This window comes from Paenibacillus sp. 1-8 (assembly GCF_056316205.1).
This window is the reverse complement of record NZ_CM149995.1, coordinates 773,623-789,112: the sequence shown is the minus strand read 5'-3', so window position 1 is coordinate 789,112 and position 15,490 is coordinate 773,623. Positions and strand designations below refer to the sequence as shown.

The following is a 15,490-nucleotide window of genomic DNA, read 5'->3' as shown; positions in this document are numbered from 1 at the left end:
CCGCTGTGACGTATGATTCTCCCATCCCTATTTACGGTGAATCGAAGGAGGCCATTCTAGCATGAGCATGACGCTTGCCCAGCCCAAAACGTCCAAAGCAACCCAATTACGCATTGGTTCCATGGCAATCATTCAGTACGACTATCGTCAATTTCCAGACTCTAAACATGATCAACACCGCTGCTGTGGCTTGCTCACCATGTCGTGTAACGATGCTCAAGGCCGGGCAGAATATGAGCTGCCTGAAATCAAAGGAACCTTCGACCTCGTCCGATGGGCTTCCGTGTTCACCTTGCTCAAGGGTCTATCCTTTACCGAGGCTCACCAATATATTCAGCACCACGCTGACAACTGGGGAACTGTCAAAGCAGAGCTGGCTCTGTCCGCCTTATCCGATCTGACCACCCACGTGAACCTGCAAAGTCTCTCCCCTGCAACGCCCATCGTCAAACCTCGGATTAGCCGTTCTTATCTGATCGAGCGTGGTCTGGTCTACTATTCATTCTAAATCCCGCTCACAGATTAATCCCTACCCTCTCTCCAATCAGCACAAAAAAGCCTGAGACTGCTTATCACAGACCCAGGCTTTACACCCATCAGCAGATGTTTGATTATGCTTGCAGCTTACCTGCACGAATATCGTCTGTCATACCTGCGTATGGCGCTTGAGAAATCAATTTTTCGTTGTTTACACCCGCATTTTCAATGAATGTAATATCTGCAAATTCAGGGACAACATATTTAGGATAGGTTTCGTATTTTTCACGCGATTCTTCCATCAGTGGAATAAAATCGTTCTGATAGCGTACAGTGATTTCGGGATGCTCATGAACCCATTTAGGGAAGAAAATAATGCCGTGCATCCGTTTTTCCTCTGGCATAAAGTTCAGGGAAACGTCCGTACCTGTCGGTTCAGTCCACGATACTTTGTACACATTCTCCACCAGCTTCACCAGGTTGACCTTCTGGTCACGAACCCAACGTCCGCCTACCATGCCGCTATGAATGCGATAATCGATGGTATCTTCATTTTTAATATATATTTCGTATTCCCAACCATTCTCGTAGGTGTAGATCATGTGACTGCCGATAAACTTGTCCATCTTGCATCCTTCTTTCTGTATTATGAGTTTTCATGAATTGAACATCATGCTGAAAATAATAAGTATTGAATTTTAAACATGTAAACTTAAACATGTTTTTGATTACATATAAATTGTAGCACTGTGGTATACTAATGTCAAATACCGCATTGCGAGGAGAGCTACGTTGAAACGTACATTAAAATATGCCATTCTGGGCCTAATTCACAAAGAGGAAATGAGCGGCTACGATATTACGAGCCAATTCAAGAAGGAAATAGGGCAATTTTGGAGCGCCAAGCACAGTCAGATTTATCCTGAGCTCAAAAGGCTGACCGAAGAGGAGTTAATCGAATATCGCACCTCCATTACAGGAGCCAAGCTGGAAAAGAAGCTGTACTGCATCACACCCAAGGGAACCCAAGAGCTGACCAAGTGGCTGTTGAGCCCCAAAGAGCTGCCGGAAACGGAAAAGGATGAGTTTATGCTCATGCTGTATTTCTCAGCCACCCTCCCCAAGGAAGAGAACAAGCTGCTGTTCGAGGATCAGATTGCCAAACGTAAAGAGAAGCTGGAGTATTTGTACGAAAGCAAAAAATCCCTTCAACTGCTGGACAAGAACCTCCAAACTCCCGGCTCTCATCAATTCGGGCATTATTTGGTGCTGAGTCGTGCTATCAATCGGGAGGAAAGCTATATTATCTGGTTGGAAGAAACGCTGCCGTTGTTTGATTAGGCTCCAATATGAAAAAGTGATATGAAATATAAAAAACCTTTAACACCACAAAATTGATGATGTTAAAGGTTTTTTGGTAACACATCAAAATGATATCCAGTGCAATACCCGTCTCCAGATTCAGATCCTCCACCGGTCTACTGCTCCAGCAGCCCGTCAGCAGACAACCTATCAGGAGAACAGCTGTTACGATAGCTTTCCACAGGTCCTTTCCCCCTTCACCTGCATCCAATTTATATATATTTACCTAAATTAGAAAAAAATGAATTCGTATTGACCCGTAGCCCACCGTCAGATGCACATTCGAGACATAACAAGGAATACTTACTTGATGGGGTAAAATTCTCACCTAATAAAAGGAATAAAATGGTTGATTTGATAGATGCCTAGCGATGTAAAAAGCCTAAATCCATGATAATATCTATTCATTCTATGACTAATGTCGCAATTTCACTGAATTTATTGTCCATTATTCGAATTTAAAAGGAGCTGTAGGTATGAAGAATCATTTTTTGAAAAAAGCTGCTGTGTTGAGCTTGTTGGCGGTCATTTTGTTAGGAGGAACTGCAATAAACCCCAAACAGGCACAAGCCGCAGATATGCCTTACCTCGGAGAAATTACGATGTATCCTTACACGTTCGCTCCTAGTGGATGGCTAAAATGCGAAGGCCAAGTCTTATCTATTTCACAGAATCAGCCGTTATTCTCTCTGCTAGGCACTAATTTCGGTGGCAATGGAACAACCACCTTTGCTTTACCTGACCTGCGCGGAGCCTCCCCGATGCCGAATGTGGACTACTACATTTCAACTCAAGGTACATTCCCACCTCGTGACTAATGAGTGTGCAAAGCGCTATGCTATTTTTCTAAAGAAGAGGTGATCGCGTGCTCGAAGGCAATAACTTCACACGCAACAAAATAAAACCCTATCATTTGCTGATTCCACTGCTGCCTATCATCGGCGGTGCGGTTCTACTCATAGGGACGAATGAAGCTCATGCTGCTGTCTCGGAAAATGTAGTACTCAACAAACCCGTAACATCAAGCGGCTATAGCCAACCCTATGACCCCGCCAAAGCAGTGGACGGCTCTTATGAGCCCACCAGTCGCTGGTATCAAGCCAGCAATGGTGAAAAATGGATTCAGGTAAATCTGGGAGACTGGTATATCGTGGATCGTTACGGTGTAGCAGGTATGGGGATCATTAATGGATGGCAGGATCAGCGTGATCCTTACAGTTTCCGACTGCAAACAAGCAGTGATGGGACGAATTGGGTTACCTCCGATACTGTTCAAAATAACGCTGACGCTCATTTTAGCCGAAGCATTTCCCCGGTGACTGCACGATACTTGCGTCTGTATATTGATCAAGGAAATGCGAGAAACAACCAATGGGCTTCTGTTATGGAATTTGAAGCTTATGGGGAACGCTTGCCCGTTCCACAGGCTCCAGGTCATTTTACAGGAACCCAAAAAGGAAATACGGTGGAATTGAGCTGGGATGCTGTTCCTTATGCGACTTCATACAAGATCATCCGAAATGGTGTCACCTTGTATACAGGACCCTTAACCCAATTCACAGATTCTTCGCCATTCCCCCCCGGTGCAGCTCTTTACAGCCTTCAGGCTGTGAATGTTAAGGGCGAAAGTGCTCCCGTAGAGGTCACGGTGAATATTCTGACCGATGCCGAATATGTTGCACAGGCCAAAGCTGCACTGGCTCCAGGCTTTGCATCAGGAGATTCGGCTGCTGCGGTATCACAACGGCTGACACTGCCGCTGACCGGATTGAACGATACAACGGTAAGCTGGAGTTCGGATACCCCGGATGTCATCAGCAATGAGGGGGCTGTCACACGCCCGCGCTACGATTCGGGTGATCGGAAAGTAAAGCTGACCGCGACGATTACAAAGGGAACCGCTTCGGATACCCAAACTTTTGAGGTTACCGTATTGAAGGTAGCTGCACAAGATACACTGGATCAGGCAGCAGATAGCCTGTCACTGGGCGATTTGTCTGCGGTGAAAGAAAATTTGTCTCTTCCTCTGTCCGGCTATGGTGGTACCCAGATCGAATGGTCCTCTGCCAATCCACTTGTTATCGCACCAGATGGAACACTTAGCAGACCTTCCTATATTGATGGAAATACAGATGTTACCCTGACGGCTGTCCTGCATCTCGAAGGCTTAACGAAAACAAAGAATTTCACTGCACATGTGCTCAGTCTGCCGATGAACGATATTGAAGCCGTAAACGCAGCTTACGCGGCACTTGATGTACCTGTAACCACCGTAACCGGGGACGTATATTTGCCGAAAGAAGGCTTGAACGGCGTTGAGGTATCGTGGACTTCGAATCACCCCGAGTTTCTGGATCACAACGGTCATGTCACGTTCCCGAGCTATGTGCAGGGCGATCAAACTATTACGCTGGAAGCTGTTCTGACAAGAGGCGGAGTTGAACTTCGAAAAACATTCAGCCTGCTCGTGCCCGCACTGCCCGTAAGTGCTGATGAAGCAGTGAATTTGGCAGCAAATACCCTGAAACTGGATTACCCACAGGGGATTAAGGATTCCATCACTTTGCCCAATACAGGAGCATTCGACACACGTATTGATTGGTCTTCGGATCAACCGGATGTTCTCAGCAGTACGGGTCAAGTAAATCGACCGAAGTTTATAGACGGTGATGTAAATGTACAATTAATAGCAACTATATCCAAAGGCCCAACCTCTGTACAAAGAACATTCATAATCACAGTATTGAAGGCGTTACCGAATACGCCCTATGTACGTTTGAATGGCAACAACCCGATCATTCTGGAAGCTGGCAGCAGCTTCACCGATCCGGGAGCCAGCGTGCTGGACAGCGTGTACGGCGATGTTTTGGTACCTGATCTGTCAGGCATCGGCAACGTGGATACGAATGAACCGGGTGTATACGTATTGAACTATGCTTATAACGATAATTCAGGTTGGTCGGCTGAGCCAGCCGAACGCCACATAAACGTGCTACCCCGTGCTATTGAAGCCGCAGCAGGCAATGACGCTACCGCCTCGGTGATTGTTACAGGCGCTTGGTCGAGCGCACGGCTTGAGCTGTACAATGCCCAGCAGGAGCTGATTGCGCAAGGAACCGCTTCTGGAGAAGGGACATATGTATTTACATCTGTTCCTGAAGGAGTCAGCTACTACGTGCTACAGATCGTGAATGGTATGGAAAGTGCTCCCTCCAGATTAGTGTATGCACAGGGATTAACCGCCCAACGTGTAGCCGATTCCATCACAAGCCTGGCTGCACCTGCCGCCAGTGATACCCTGCTCAAGCTACCTGCTGTGCCCGAGGGCTTCCGCCTGACCATCAGCAGCACTAGCCAGCCGGATATGATTCGCACAGATGGGGCTATCTTCCCGGCAGCAACCCAAACGGCGGTTACTGTGATACTGGAGGTCACCAAGGTAAGCGATGGTTCTCATGCCCTGACACAGCAAATCGAAGTAACCGTTCCCGCAAAGGTCATTGTGGACACTGGCAATTCTAATAAAAAAGACGAGGACCATAACAACGCTGTTATCCAACAGCAGCCTGGATTTTCTGAACAAGGAAAAGCAGTCATCATCCATATTCCTTCTACTGCATTTCTGGATGGGCAAATCAATCAGGCCCGTTTGGAAGGCAAGGCTTACGCGGATATTCATCTGGAGCAGGAAAAGAATATTAGTCAGGTTATTCTTCCCCTTTCTTCGCTGAATAAATGGGATACCATCGGAGCCTCGGTCATATCCCAATATGGAACACTGATGCTATCCAGCCATACCTTAACCAACATGGCCTCGGGTCAGCAGGACGTTACGTTGTCATTCCAGCAGGCAGATGCACAACATGCACAGCAAATACGCGATTGGGCCGGACAACAATCCAATCTGAAGCTGATCGGTGCGTCTGCGGAAATCAAGGCTAACGTTACAGGTACATCGCATATCGTTCTGCCACTGGATGCCGAATCCATCCGTGAATTGCAGGGCAAGGAACCCCAGTTTTCTATTCTCGTTATTCATGACAATGGAGAGCATGAGATTCTGAAAGGTACGGCAGTGAGGGATTCCAAAGGAAATCTGTCGGCTGTGGGTTTCGATACGACCCGGTTTAGTACCTTTGCGATTGCTGTTTCTACTGATACAAAATCTCCGTCCGATAATGCAAACGTGCAGGACGGCACAGCAAATTCAGCAAGTTCGCAAGGCACAGCTCCGGTATGGCCGGATATCCAAGGCCATTGGGCGGCGAAATCCCTGCAATCGCTGGCAGCCAAAGGCTGGATGCAAGGTTACAAAGATGGCAACATGCGTCCGGAGCGTGCGGTAAGCCGGGCAGAATTTGTATCCATACTGACCAGAGCGTTAGGAACCACTGGAGATGAGAGTGTGCCTACCTCATTTACAGATATGAAAGGGCACTGGGCTGCATCAGCCGTGGATGCCGCTCATCGTCAGGGATGGATCGAAGGGCTAAATGCTCAGACATTCGGCCCCGATGAACGTCTTACCCGTGAACAGGCGATGGTGATCCTGTCACATGCGATAGAGGATAAGGCATCTGCTTCAGGCACGGCCAAATTGCAATCCTATAAGGATGAACAGCAGATTGCTACATGGGCTTCCTCAGCCTTCGAAAAGGCTGTTTCCTCCGGTTGGATCAGTGGATATCCTGATGGAACGCTCAAACCAAAGGCAGCCATTAGCAGAGGCGAGCTGGCTGAACTGCTGGTACGTATTTTCAAGTAAGACTGACTAAGTAGCCCTAGATTTAGATATATTATTGGATTATTCACAAAAACAGCGCGGTTTCCGAGTTATTCGGAGACCGCGCTTTGTTTATGAATGATATGGACTAAGCTTGCGTGTCATGCTGCTGGAATCAGAAAAACGAATATTTTATACAGTGTTACACGTTGGAAGCCCGGTTTGGAAATACAGAAAATCGATATTAAAGCTTATGTACAAGCCTCCAATAATAATTCTTGTGTGGTGATTCACCCTTTTCGCTTCAGTAAATATATTGTTAATATCTGCAAAACGGGGGCGATGATCCACTTGTCACCTCTACAGTAGGGAGAAATGTAAGGAGGAGATATTTGAACATGAAACATAGAAAACCGTTCAGGTTCAGTGGTGCTTCAAAAAAAGAAGAGGATTGCAAACCACCTAAAGTTAGCAGAGAAATGGAAGAACTTCTCAAGCTGATTCAGGAATTAATCGCGATCATCCCGCTCGTTTTCGCTAATCCCTCTGCGGCTAATGTATCTTCATTGCAACAGATTTTACGCCGGTTATTAGCTCTGGCGAATACCTTAAAACTTAGAGGTCCCGTTAAAGCAGATTTACTGGCGGCGTTGGAACTGGCTATCGTAGCGTCGGAAGCCACCCCTTTCTCTCCGATCGGCGTTGGGACCACATTGCAACAACTACTCGATATCTTGTTGTCTATCATTTTGCAGGAACCCATTGACCCTGCCCTTAAAGACAGTTTGATCAGTGCTATAAGAAATGCCGGGACGGCTATCAGTATTGCATTGGGAGGCACGTCAGGCACACCCGGGCCACATGGGCCTGCCGGACCTGTTGGGCCGGGCGGTGCGCCAGGTCCTGTCGGTGGACCAGGACCTGTGGGTGCGGCAGGCCCAGCAGGTCCAGTTGGACCTGCTGGGCCTATCGGGGCTGCTGGGCCTGTCGGGGCCGCCGGGCCTATCGGAGCCGCTGGGCCTATCGGAGCCGCTGGGCCAGTAGGCGCCGCTGGGGCCGCTGGAGCCACTGGAGCCACTGGGGCTACAGGCGCGGCAGGACCTGCCGGGGGTGCTACCGGGGCCACAGGCGTTACGGGCGCGGCGGGCGCCGCTGGAGTCACGGGTGTAACGGGTATTACAGGCGTTACTGGAGCCACCGGTTCGGGAGCGATCATTCCGTTTGCTTCTGGCGGACCTGCGATTTTGACAACCATTGCTGGCGGGTTAGTAGGAACAACGAGTTTGATCGGCTTCGGAAGCTCAGCCACAGGGGTCAGTGTTTTAGGAGGCGTCATTGATCTGACGGGTACAGTTGTCGGACCGCTGATCAACTTTGCTTTCTCCGTTCCACGGGATGGCGTAATTACATCCATTGCCGGATATTTTAGTACAACAGCTGCGCTTGCTCTAGTAGGTTCATCCTCAACGATTACTGCCCAGTTGTTTAGTTCCACAACACCTAATAACACCTTTACAGCGGTTCCCGGAGCTATAGTTACACTAGCTCCACCACTGACAGGCATCGTTCCCCTGGGTACAATTTCCAGTGGTATCACCACCGGATTGACTATACCGGTAACCGCACAGACCCGTCTGCTTCTGGTCTTCTCCGCGACAGCTACAGGAATTTCCCTTGTGAACACTGTTGTGGGTTATGCGAGCGCAGGTATTACCATTACCTGATTCAAGACGAAAAAAGCTCAGCAGGACTTGTTCCTGCCGAGCCTTTTTTATTTGCATTAAAGTGATATTTTCACTTCTTCTCCGTCTTCCCGAATGTCGAATGTTTTGACTTGTCCAGTATCAGGCTCTTGAACCATCCCCGTCTCCAAATCAATCTTCCAATCACATAGCGGGTCATAAATGTAATGACCGGATACCATCGCTTCGGTAAGCGGCCCCCCTTTAGGATGCGGGCTGGAATTTTCAACAGCATAAAGCTTGTTCTCCGAAGTGCGGAAAACTGCGATTTCCTTATCATCCACCCGGATCGTCCGCCCAATTCTAGTTGGGAAATCCTTACTGTGACCGACGATAAGCCACTCAGCATGCTTGATCATTCGCTTGATTGCTCCCTTCTCTAGGCATGATTTAAATACATTCACACAACAGACGGTGTAACTACTTCAAATAAATTTTTGCGCGAATCGGCATCGTTGATGATCTTTTTCCATGGGTCTTCAACCTGTTGCAGCGCAAATTCAATCCGTTCTATTAAAGCCTTGCGATTATCTATATCGTGAACGACAGCCTTCCGAATCTCTTCAAGTCCGATCCGTTCAACCCATTCCGAAGTACGTTCCAGATATTGACCTGTTTCCCGGTACAGCTGCATCACGCTTCCCACAATATCAATCAATTCAGCGTCCGTCTTCACTTTGCAAAACGAATCAGCCAGCCGCGCTTTTATACCGCCATTTCCACCGATAAAGATCTCCCAGCCTCCATCATTGCCTACGATTCCGATATCTTTCGTACACGATTCTGCGCAGTTGCGTGGACACCCATTAACCCCTAATTTGAATTTTGCTGGAAAATCCAGTCTTTCGAATTTCCGTTCCAGAACTTCTCCCATTCCCATCGAGTCCTGTGTACCAAAACGGCAGAATTGCGATCCAACACAGGTTTTAACTGTACGCAGTGATTTCGCATAGGCATATCCCGACGGCATATCGAGTTCTTCCCATACTTTAGGCAAATCCTCTTTACGGACACCAATCAAGTCGAGGCGCTGCCCTCCTGTTACTTTAACGACTTTAACGTTGTATTTAAGAGAAACATCAGCTATTTTCTTCAAATCTTCTGGGGTCGTTACACCGCCGTACATTCTTGGAACAACTGTAAACGTTCCATCCTTTTGAATGTTCGCGTGCAATCGCTCATTCACAAAACGGGAATCTTCCTCGTTTTCATAGCTATCCGGGTTAATCATCCCCAAATAATAATTCAGCGCCGGACGGCACTTGGAGCATCCTTCATCATTATGCCAACCAAGTACATTCATAACTTCACGCGTTGTTGTAAGCCCTTTGGTTCGGATAGCTTCAACAATCTCGTCCCGGTTTAATGTTGTGCAGCCACATATTCCTTGTTTGGCTGTCGTCTTGAAGCTGTCTCCAAGAACATACTGAAGAATTTGTTCAACAACCGGCTTACATCCTCCACAGGAACGTGTGGCTCCGGTGCATGCTTTAATTTCATCGACTGTGGTCAGTCCGTTTTCATTAATCGCATCGACAATTGCCTTTTTGGTCACACCGTTGCAGCCGCAGACAATTTCATCATCAGCCATAGTTTCAGCGGATGACGTTTTAGCACCGCCTTTACCACACCCAGTACCCATGATCTGTCCATAAATTTCATCCGTCATCAACGTTTGCTGCCGCACATATTTCTGGAGGCTAGCAGATTCGCTCACATCTCCGAACAGTACAGCTCCAACAATCTGGTTATCACGAAGCAGCACTTTTTTGTATGTGCGCTTCCACTCATCCTTTGCTACAATCACCGAATGTTCAGGCTGGGTCATGAAATCGCCAGCCGAGAAAACATCCACCCCTGAAATTTTGAGCTTGGTGGAAACCACTGATCCCATATAGCCTTCAGTGTCTGCACCTGCCAAATGCTTTGCAATTACACTTCCCTGTTCAAACAACGGAGCAACCAGGCCGTAACAAATCCCGCGGTGTTCAGCACACTCCCCTACAGCATATACATCCGGCATAGAGGTCCTCATCAAGTCATCGACTACAATTCCACGTTTCGTTTCTATACCACTTTGCACAGCCACCTGAATATTTGGCTTGATCCCAACGGCCATAACGACTAAATCCGCTTCCAGTTCGCTTCCGTCCGAAAACCGCAGTCCCTGTACCCGATCCTGACCGTACACCTCTGCAGTTTGCATTTGCATGGCAAACTTGATTCCCTGGCGTTCTAATTCTGCTTTCAGCATCGCAGAGGCTTCCCGGTCAAGCTGACGCTCCATCAAATCCTCCATCAAATGAACGACCGTTACGTCCATACCGAGATTGACCAAGCCTTTAGCCGCTTCCAGTCCCAACAGCCCTCCACCAATGACCGCTGCCTTTTTATAGGTTTTCGCCGCCTCAAGCATTGCCGAGCAATCGGCGATATCTCGAAAACCGATGACTCCCGGCAATTCCTTTCCCGGAATAGGCAAAATAAACGACTGGGAGCCAGTAGCCACCAAAGCTACATCGTAATTAATTTCAAGTCCGTCTTCGGTGTAAATCCTCTTTCTTTCCCCATCGATGCTCCGCACCATTTTCCCAGTATATAAAGTAATACCTTGGTCCTCGTACCATTGCAAATCGTTTAATATGATATCCTCAATGGTTTTACTGCCCTCCAGAACATAAGAGAGCATGATCCTGTTATAGTTCGGATGTGGCTCATTTCCAAGGACCGTAATTTCATATTTATCCGTTAACTTTAAAATTTGCTCGACCGTATTGATACCAGTCATTCCGTTCCCTATAACCACAAGCTTCTGTTTACTGTTTATCATATACCGGTTCCTCCATTCATTCGACGACATTTCCTACCGACGACCTCTCCTACGTTCCTATAAATATTGCTTATGCTTCTATTTTAATATAGCGGTTTGAGTTATATGTGATTTCGATCACGATATAGTTAAAATCATTAATATCGAGGGATTTCCCTATTCAAATTCAAGGGATTACCAGTTGGTCCCTTTTTCAATTTATGAACTCCCTATAAATCAGCAACACAGCCGCATTTCACATTTGATGTGTAAATTAATTCATTACAAGGAATACTTTATACACACCCTGTTATTCTACGGGAAATGAATGGAATCGTTTGGGGGGAGGGCATCATCATGTGGTCTAAAATAATACCTTTTATTCCTAGCTGGGTTACATTATTTCAGGCAAGCCTGGCGTTGATTGTTCCATTAGGGATTTATTATATAAACACCTCGATTTACTCACTTGTGGGTAGCAAAGGGGCGCATTCCAAGCATTCTCCTGACGGTCGGTCTGCGAATCAAGATCACAAAGCTCACGCTGAGCAGCAGCAGGAACCAGGCCCCAAAATGACAGGGGATTATGATGCCGACTTGAAATCGATCCAAGAGGCTATAGGCGAGAATAGTGATGTGCATTTTCGTGAGTTTATGGTAAAAAAATTTCATGCACGGTCCGTGTTAGTCTTCATAGAAGGTATGCAGGATGAGGAGCTTATGAACAAGCAGGTATTGCAGATCTTGATGTTTGACGGCCAGCAGGACCCACAGGAACAGCAGGAAAGTATAAGTAACTCTTTTATAAAAGATAGCTTGATGCCACTTACGCAAATTAGTGAAGTTGCTGATATGGAGGACCTGCAGGAGTCTATACTTTTAGGCCATACCGCGCTATTGATTGAAGGAATGAAGGAAGCACTGCTGGTCGGGTCTCCTAACGGCTCCACTCGCTCCGTCAATGAGCCAACCTCTGAAGCGTTACTTCGGGGTCCCAGAATCGGTTTTACGGAGGTATTAAGTGAAAATACTTCGATGCTTCGACGCCAAGGCTTAAACAAAAGTCTGGAAATGAAGAAATTCCAAGTGGGAAGTCGAATCAAAAAAGATCTGGTTGTCGCGTATATAAAGGATATTGTGAATCTGGATCTCCTCGAAGAAGTAAACCGCAGAATTTCAAAAATAGACATGGATTTTTTGGCTGAATCCGGTTATGTGGAACAACTTATTGAAGACAATTATTTAAGTCCATTCCAGCAGGCTCACAACACAGAGCGCCCCGACCGTGTCATTAACGCTTTGTTGGAAGGAAGAATAGCCATTTTGCTGGATGGAACTCCCTTTGCACTTATTGTTCCGGTGACCTTCAGTATGCTGCTTCAATCACCCGAGGACTATTATGAGCGCTGGATTCCAGGAACACTTTTACGTCTGCTGCGATTTTGCGGAGCGTTTATAGCGCTTATGGGGCCTGCTTTGTATATCTCTTTTATATCGTTTCATCCCGGTTTGATTCCAACCAAGCTGGTCATTAGCATCATCGAAACCCGCCAAGGCGTCCCTTTCCCATCTGTCATAGAGGTCATGATTTTGGAAATCTCTATCGAAATCCTACGGGAAGCCGGCATTCGCTTGCCCAAACCGATTGGTCCTGCGATGGGCATTGTGGGAGGCTTGGTCATCGGAGACGCTGCTGTAAATGCGGGTATCGTTAGCCCATTCCTGGTAATTGTGGTTTCGGTTACTGCGATTTCCTCGTTTTCGATACCGACATATAGTGCGGGCATTACCTTGCGAATTTTGCGTTTTGCCGGCATGCTATTTGCAGCCATCCTGGGCATGTTCGGAACCATATTGTTCTTTCTGTTAATTTGTATCCATCTGACGAAATTGAAGAGCTTTGGTGTGCCGTACGTAACCCCCTTTTCCCCCATGCGTCTAAGCGACTGGAAGGATGTGTACATTCGGGCTCCTATATCTATGATGAAACGAAGACCTGTTATGATGAAAACTCAGCAAAAAAAGCGTAGACCATGATGCTAAGATGAAGGAGGAGCTAATGTGTTTACACGCTCTGATGATAAGATCACAACTAAGCAGGCCGCTGTATTCCTGACCAATACCGTATTGGGGGCGGGGATTTTGATACTGCCGAGAAATGTAACTGAAAAGGTACAGACTCCTGATGCATGGCTTTCTGTCCTCATCGGTGGATGTATTGTCATATTAGTCGTCTGGCTCATGGTGAAATTAAGTCAACAGTTTCCCGGAAACACCGTATATCAATATTCCAGAAGAATTGTGGGCACGATTCCGGGAGGATTTTTAAGTGTATTATTGATTATATATTTTGTAATCATCGCTGGCCTTGAGATTCGGGTTTTAGCTGAAGTGACGATGTTTTTTCTGCTTGAAGGCACACCTATTTGGGCGATTGTGATTCCATTTATCTGGGTAGGGAGTTACCTGGTTTTTGGAGGTATTAATCCCATCGCGCGGTTATACCAGATTGTATTTCCGATCAGTCTCTTCTTTCTGCTGCTCTGTTTTGTATTTAGCCTAAGAATTTTTGAAATTGATCATCTTCGTCCCGTTTTGGGTGACGGGATTTTACCTGTTATGAAGGGACTAAAATCGACTGTTCTTGTTTTCACTGGATGCGAAGTCGTCATGACACTGGTCGCTTTTCTGCAGCACCCTGAAAAAGCATTTAAGGCCATGGTAGTGGGGATCAGTATCCCCTTAATTTTGTACTTTCTGACCGTAGTTATGGTGATCGGCGGATTATCGGTGGATTCTACTGTGACAAGCACTTGGCCCACCATTAATTTAATGCGCAGCTTTGAAATCCCCGGATTTCTTTTTGAACGTCTGGAGTTTCCGCTGCTGGTGATCTGGATGATGCAAATGTTTTGTAATTTTTGCAGTTTTTTCTTCAATGCATCCTTAGGTGTCTCACAGGTATTCGGTCTTAAATATCGTTATGCGATTTTTGGCTTAATTCCGATTATCTTTATCTCCACAATAACTCCTCTTAGTATGATGGACGTGTTTAGCCTGAGCGGTGCGGTCGAATACATGGGAATCATTTTGTTTTTTCTGGTTCCGGTACTTCTCTCCATCGTTTTCATGATCAGGAAGAAGGGAATGAAGCAAAATGTGTAGACGACCTGTCCTATCATTGCTGCTTGCCTTCATTCTTCTGGTGACTCAAGTCGGCTGTTGGAGCAGCAAAGAAGTAGAGGAACTAAGCATATATACAGGACTGGCTCTGGATAAGGGGGAGCCCACTCCATTGGAGCAGGATCTGGAGAAGAAAGGCGGCCGTTACTTCAAGAAAAATAAAATTACCGCCAACGTACAAATCGTCCCCAAAAAATCATCTGGAAGCACAGAGCAACAAGGCGGCGGTGGACAAGGGCGAAACTATATCAATATAGCTGGCACCGGGGATTCTTTGTTTGAAATCTTCCGGCAACTCTCTCTCCGTTTGGATCGCCCGGTTATTGGTCACCATCTAAAGGTCATGGTGGTTTCCACCGATTTGGCGAAAGAACAGACGATGCAGCAATTAATGGATTTTGTGCTACGTGATAATGATATTCGCCCGAGTTGTTTGGTCTTCTTAAGCAAGGAACGAGCAGCTAACACTTTAGTTACCAAATATGAGGACGAGATCCCATCCATTCATATTCTGTATATGCTTCGTAACCATTTCAGAACCAGTAAGGTAATGAAGGGAGTCAATTTGTCTGAATTAAATGGGTTGATGCATTCCAATAAAAGCTATATATTACAAAGCATTACCGAATCAGATGGAGAATTAGAATTTTCAGGGGCCGGCATTATTAAAGGAGAAACGGGTCACTGGATCGGTAGTTTGGGACAACAAGATGTGGAGAGTATTGGATGGATTAAAGGTGATGTTGAGGGTGGAGCTGTCAAAACGTATGACAAGCGGAATAAAGCCATAACTTACGAAATCAAATCGGTGAAAAGCAAAATAACAACTAAGGTGACCGAGGGCAACGATATCTCGTTTCACGTAAAAATTGAATCCAAAGGACGCTTCATCGAAAACTGGGATGAGAAAGTGGACCCGACTGAGACACGAAACATGAAAGAGGCTGAGAAAGAGTTTGAAAAAGAAGTGACTCGCAGGATTAAGTCTCTTATGCACAAATTACAGTCAGAATATAAAGTCGATGTTGCCGGTTTTGGCGAACACTTATATATTGAACAACCTCGAGTGTGGAAAAAAGTAAAGGACGATTGGGATTATAAATTCAGTAAAGTACCAGTAACCTTCGATATTAAGTTATCCATTACGGATTTAGGCTCATCTGCTGAATAAAGTTCTCCCTTGGTTAAAGCTTA

Annotated in this window: 11 protein-coding genes; 8 read left to right on the top strand and 3 right to left on the bottom strand. The window is 46.4% G+C overall.

Annotated features, from left to right (window positions below; genetic code table 11):
* Positions 1–61: 61 nt before the first annotated feature.
* Complete coding sequence (locus tag AC0WRU_RS03605; protein ID WP_476127250.1) at positions 62–508, top strand: hypothetical protein; 447 nt, start codon at positions 62–64, stop codon at positions 506–508.
* Positions 509–611: 103 nt separating this feature from the next.
* Here the strand turns inward: AC0WRU_RS03605 and AC0WRU_RS03600 are convergent, their stop codons facing one another.
* On the bottom strand, positions 612–1,103 hold the full coding sequence (locus tag AC0WRU_RS03600) for a phenolic acid decarboxylase (protein WP_014279672.1): 492 nt from the start codon (positions 1,101–1,103) through the stop codon (positions 612–614).
* Between the two features lie 166 nt (positions 1,104–1,269).
* Here AC0WRU_RS03600 and AC0WRU_RS03595 point away from each other — a divergent pair, with 166 nt between their 5' ends.
* From AC0WRU_RS03595 to AC0WRU_RS03580, 4 genes are all read left to right on the top strand, one after another.
* Positions 1,270–1,818 carry a PadR family transcriptional regulator gene (locus AC0WRU_RS03595; RefSeq protein WP_476127249.1) on the top strand — a complete coding sequence of 183 codons (549 nt, stop codon included), beginning with the start codon at positions 1,270–1,272 and terminating at the stop codon, positions 1,816–1,818.
* A gap of 497 nt (positions 1,819–2,315) precedes the next feature.
* Entirely contained in the window at positions 2,316–2,657 is a 342-nt protein-coding gene (locus tag AC0WRU_RS03590) for a phage tail protein (protein ID WP_476127248.1), read from the top strand.
* Positions 2,658–2,704: 47 nt separating this feature from the next.
* Positions 2,705–6,604 carry an immunoglobulin-like domain-containing protein gene (locus AC0WRU_RS03585; RefSeq protein ID WP_476127247.1) on the top strand — a complete coding sequence of 1,300 codons (3,900 nt, stop codon included), beginning with the start codon at positions 2,705–2,707 and terminating at the stop codon, positions 6,602–6,604.
* Positions 6,605–6,960: 356 nt separating this feature from the next.
* A complete protein-coding gene (locus tag AC0WRU_RS03580; protein ID WP_476127246.1) occupies positions 6,961–8,286 on the top strand; it encodes an exosporium glycoprotein BclB-related protein in 1,326 nt (441 codons plus the stop codon).
* 56 nt (positions 8,287–8,342) lie between these two features.
* Here AC0WRU_RS03580 and nirD read toward each other — a convergent pair whose 3' ends face one another.
* Positions 8,343–8,663: a nitrite reductase small subunit NirD gene (gene nirD / locus AC0WRU_RS03575; protein WP_476127245.1), complete on the bottom strand. Its 321-nt coding sequence runs from the start codon at positions 8,661–8,663 to the stop codon at positions 8,343–8,345.
* A 41-nt stretch (positions 8,664–8,704) separates the two neighbouring features.
* The gene (gene nirB, locus AC0WRU_RS03570; protein WP_476127244.1) at positions 8,705–11,134 is read right to left on the bottom strand and encodes a nitrite reductase large subunit NirB; all 2,430 of its coding nucleotides are present in this window, start codon (positions 11,132–11,134) and stop codon (positions 8,705–8,707) included.
* A gap of 336 nt (positions 11,135–11,470) precedes the next feature.
* Here nirB and AC0WRU_RS03565 point away from each other — a divergent pair, with 336 nt between their 5' ends.
* The 3 genes from AC0WRU_RS03565 to AC0WRU_RS03555 are packed head-to-tail and all read left to right on the top strand — an operon-like array spanning position 11,471 to position 15,467.
* A complete protein-coding gene (locus AC0WRU_RS03565) occupies positions 11,471–13,150 on the top strand; it encodes a spore germination protein (RefSeq protein ID WP_476127243.1) in 1,680 nt (559 codons plus the stop codon).
* Between the two features lie 24 nt (positions 13,151–13,174).
* A complete protein-coding gene (locus AC0WRU_RS03560) occupies positions 13,175–14,278 on the top strand; it encodes a GerAB/ArcD/ProY family transporter (RefSeq protein WP_476127242.1) in 1,104 nt (367 codons plus the stop codon).
* Entirely contained in the window at positions 14,271–15,467 is a 1,197-nt protein-coding gene (locus AC0WRU_RS03555) for a Ger(x)C family spore germination protein (protein ID WP_476127241.1), read from the top strand. The genes AC0WRU_RS03560 and AC0WRU_RS03555 overlap by 8 nt, the downstream gene beginning before the upstream one ends.
* The last annotated feature ends 23 nt before the right edge of the window (positions 15,468–15,490 follow it).

What these genes read in the sequence shown, in the direction of transcription:
- AC0WRU_RS03605 (WP_476127250.1), top strand. Translation starts at nt 62, where the DNA reads ATGAGCATGACGCTTGCCCAGCCCAAAACGTCCAAAGCAACCCAATTA.
- AC0WRU_RS03600 (WP_014279672.1), bottom strand. Translation starts at nt 1,103, where the DNA reads ATGGACAAGTTTATCGGCAGTCACATGATCTACACCTACGAGAATGGT.
- AC0WRU_RS03590 (WP_476127248.1), top strand. Translation starts at nt 2,316, where the DNA reads ATGAAGAATCATTTTTTGAAAAAAGCTGCTGTGTTGAGCTTGTTGGCG.
- AC0WRU_RS03580 (WP_476127246.1), top strand. Translation starts at nt 6,961, where the DNA reads ATGAAACATAGAAAACCGTTCAGGTTCAGTGGTGCTTCAAAAAAAGAA.
- nirD (WP_476127245.1), bottom strand. Translation starts at nt 8,663, where the DNA reads ATGATCAAGCATGCTGAGTGGCTTATCGTCGGTCACAGTAAGGATTTC.
- nirB (WP_476127244.1), bottom strand. Translation starts at nt 11,134, where the DNA reads ATGATAAACAGTAAACAGAAGCTTGTGGTTATAGGGAACGGAATGACT.
- AC0WRU_RS03565 (WP_476127243.1), top strand. Translation starts at nt 11,471, where the DNA reads ATGTGGTCTAAAATAATACCTTTTATTCCTAGCTGGGTTACATTATTT.
- AC0WRU_RS03555 (WP_476127241.1), top strand. Translation starts at nt 14,271, where the DNA reads ATGTGTAGACGACCTGTCCTATCATTGCTGCTTGCCTTCATTCTTCTG.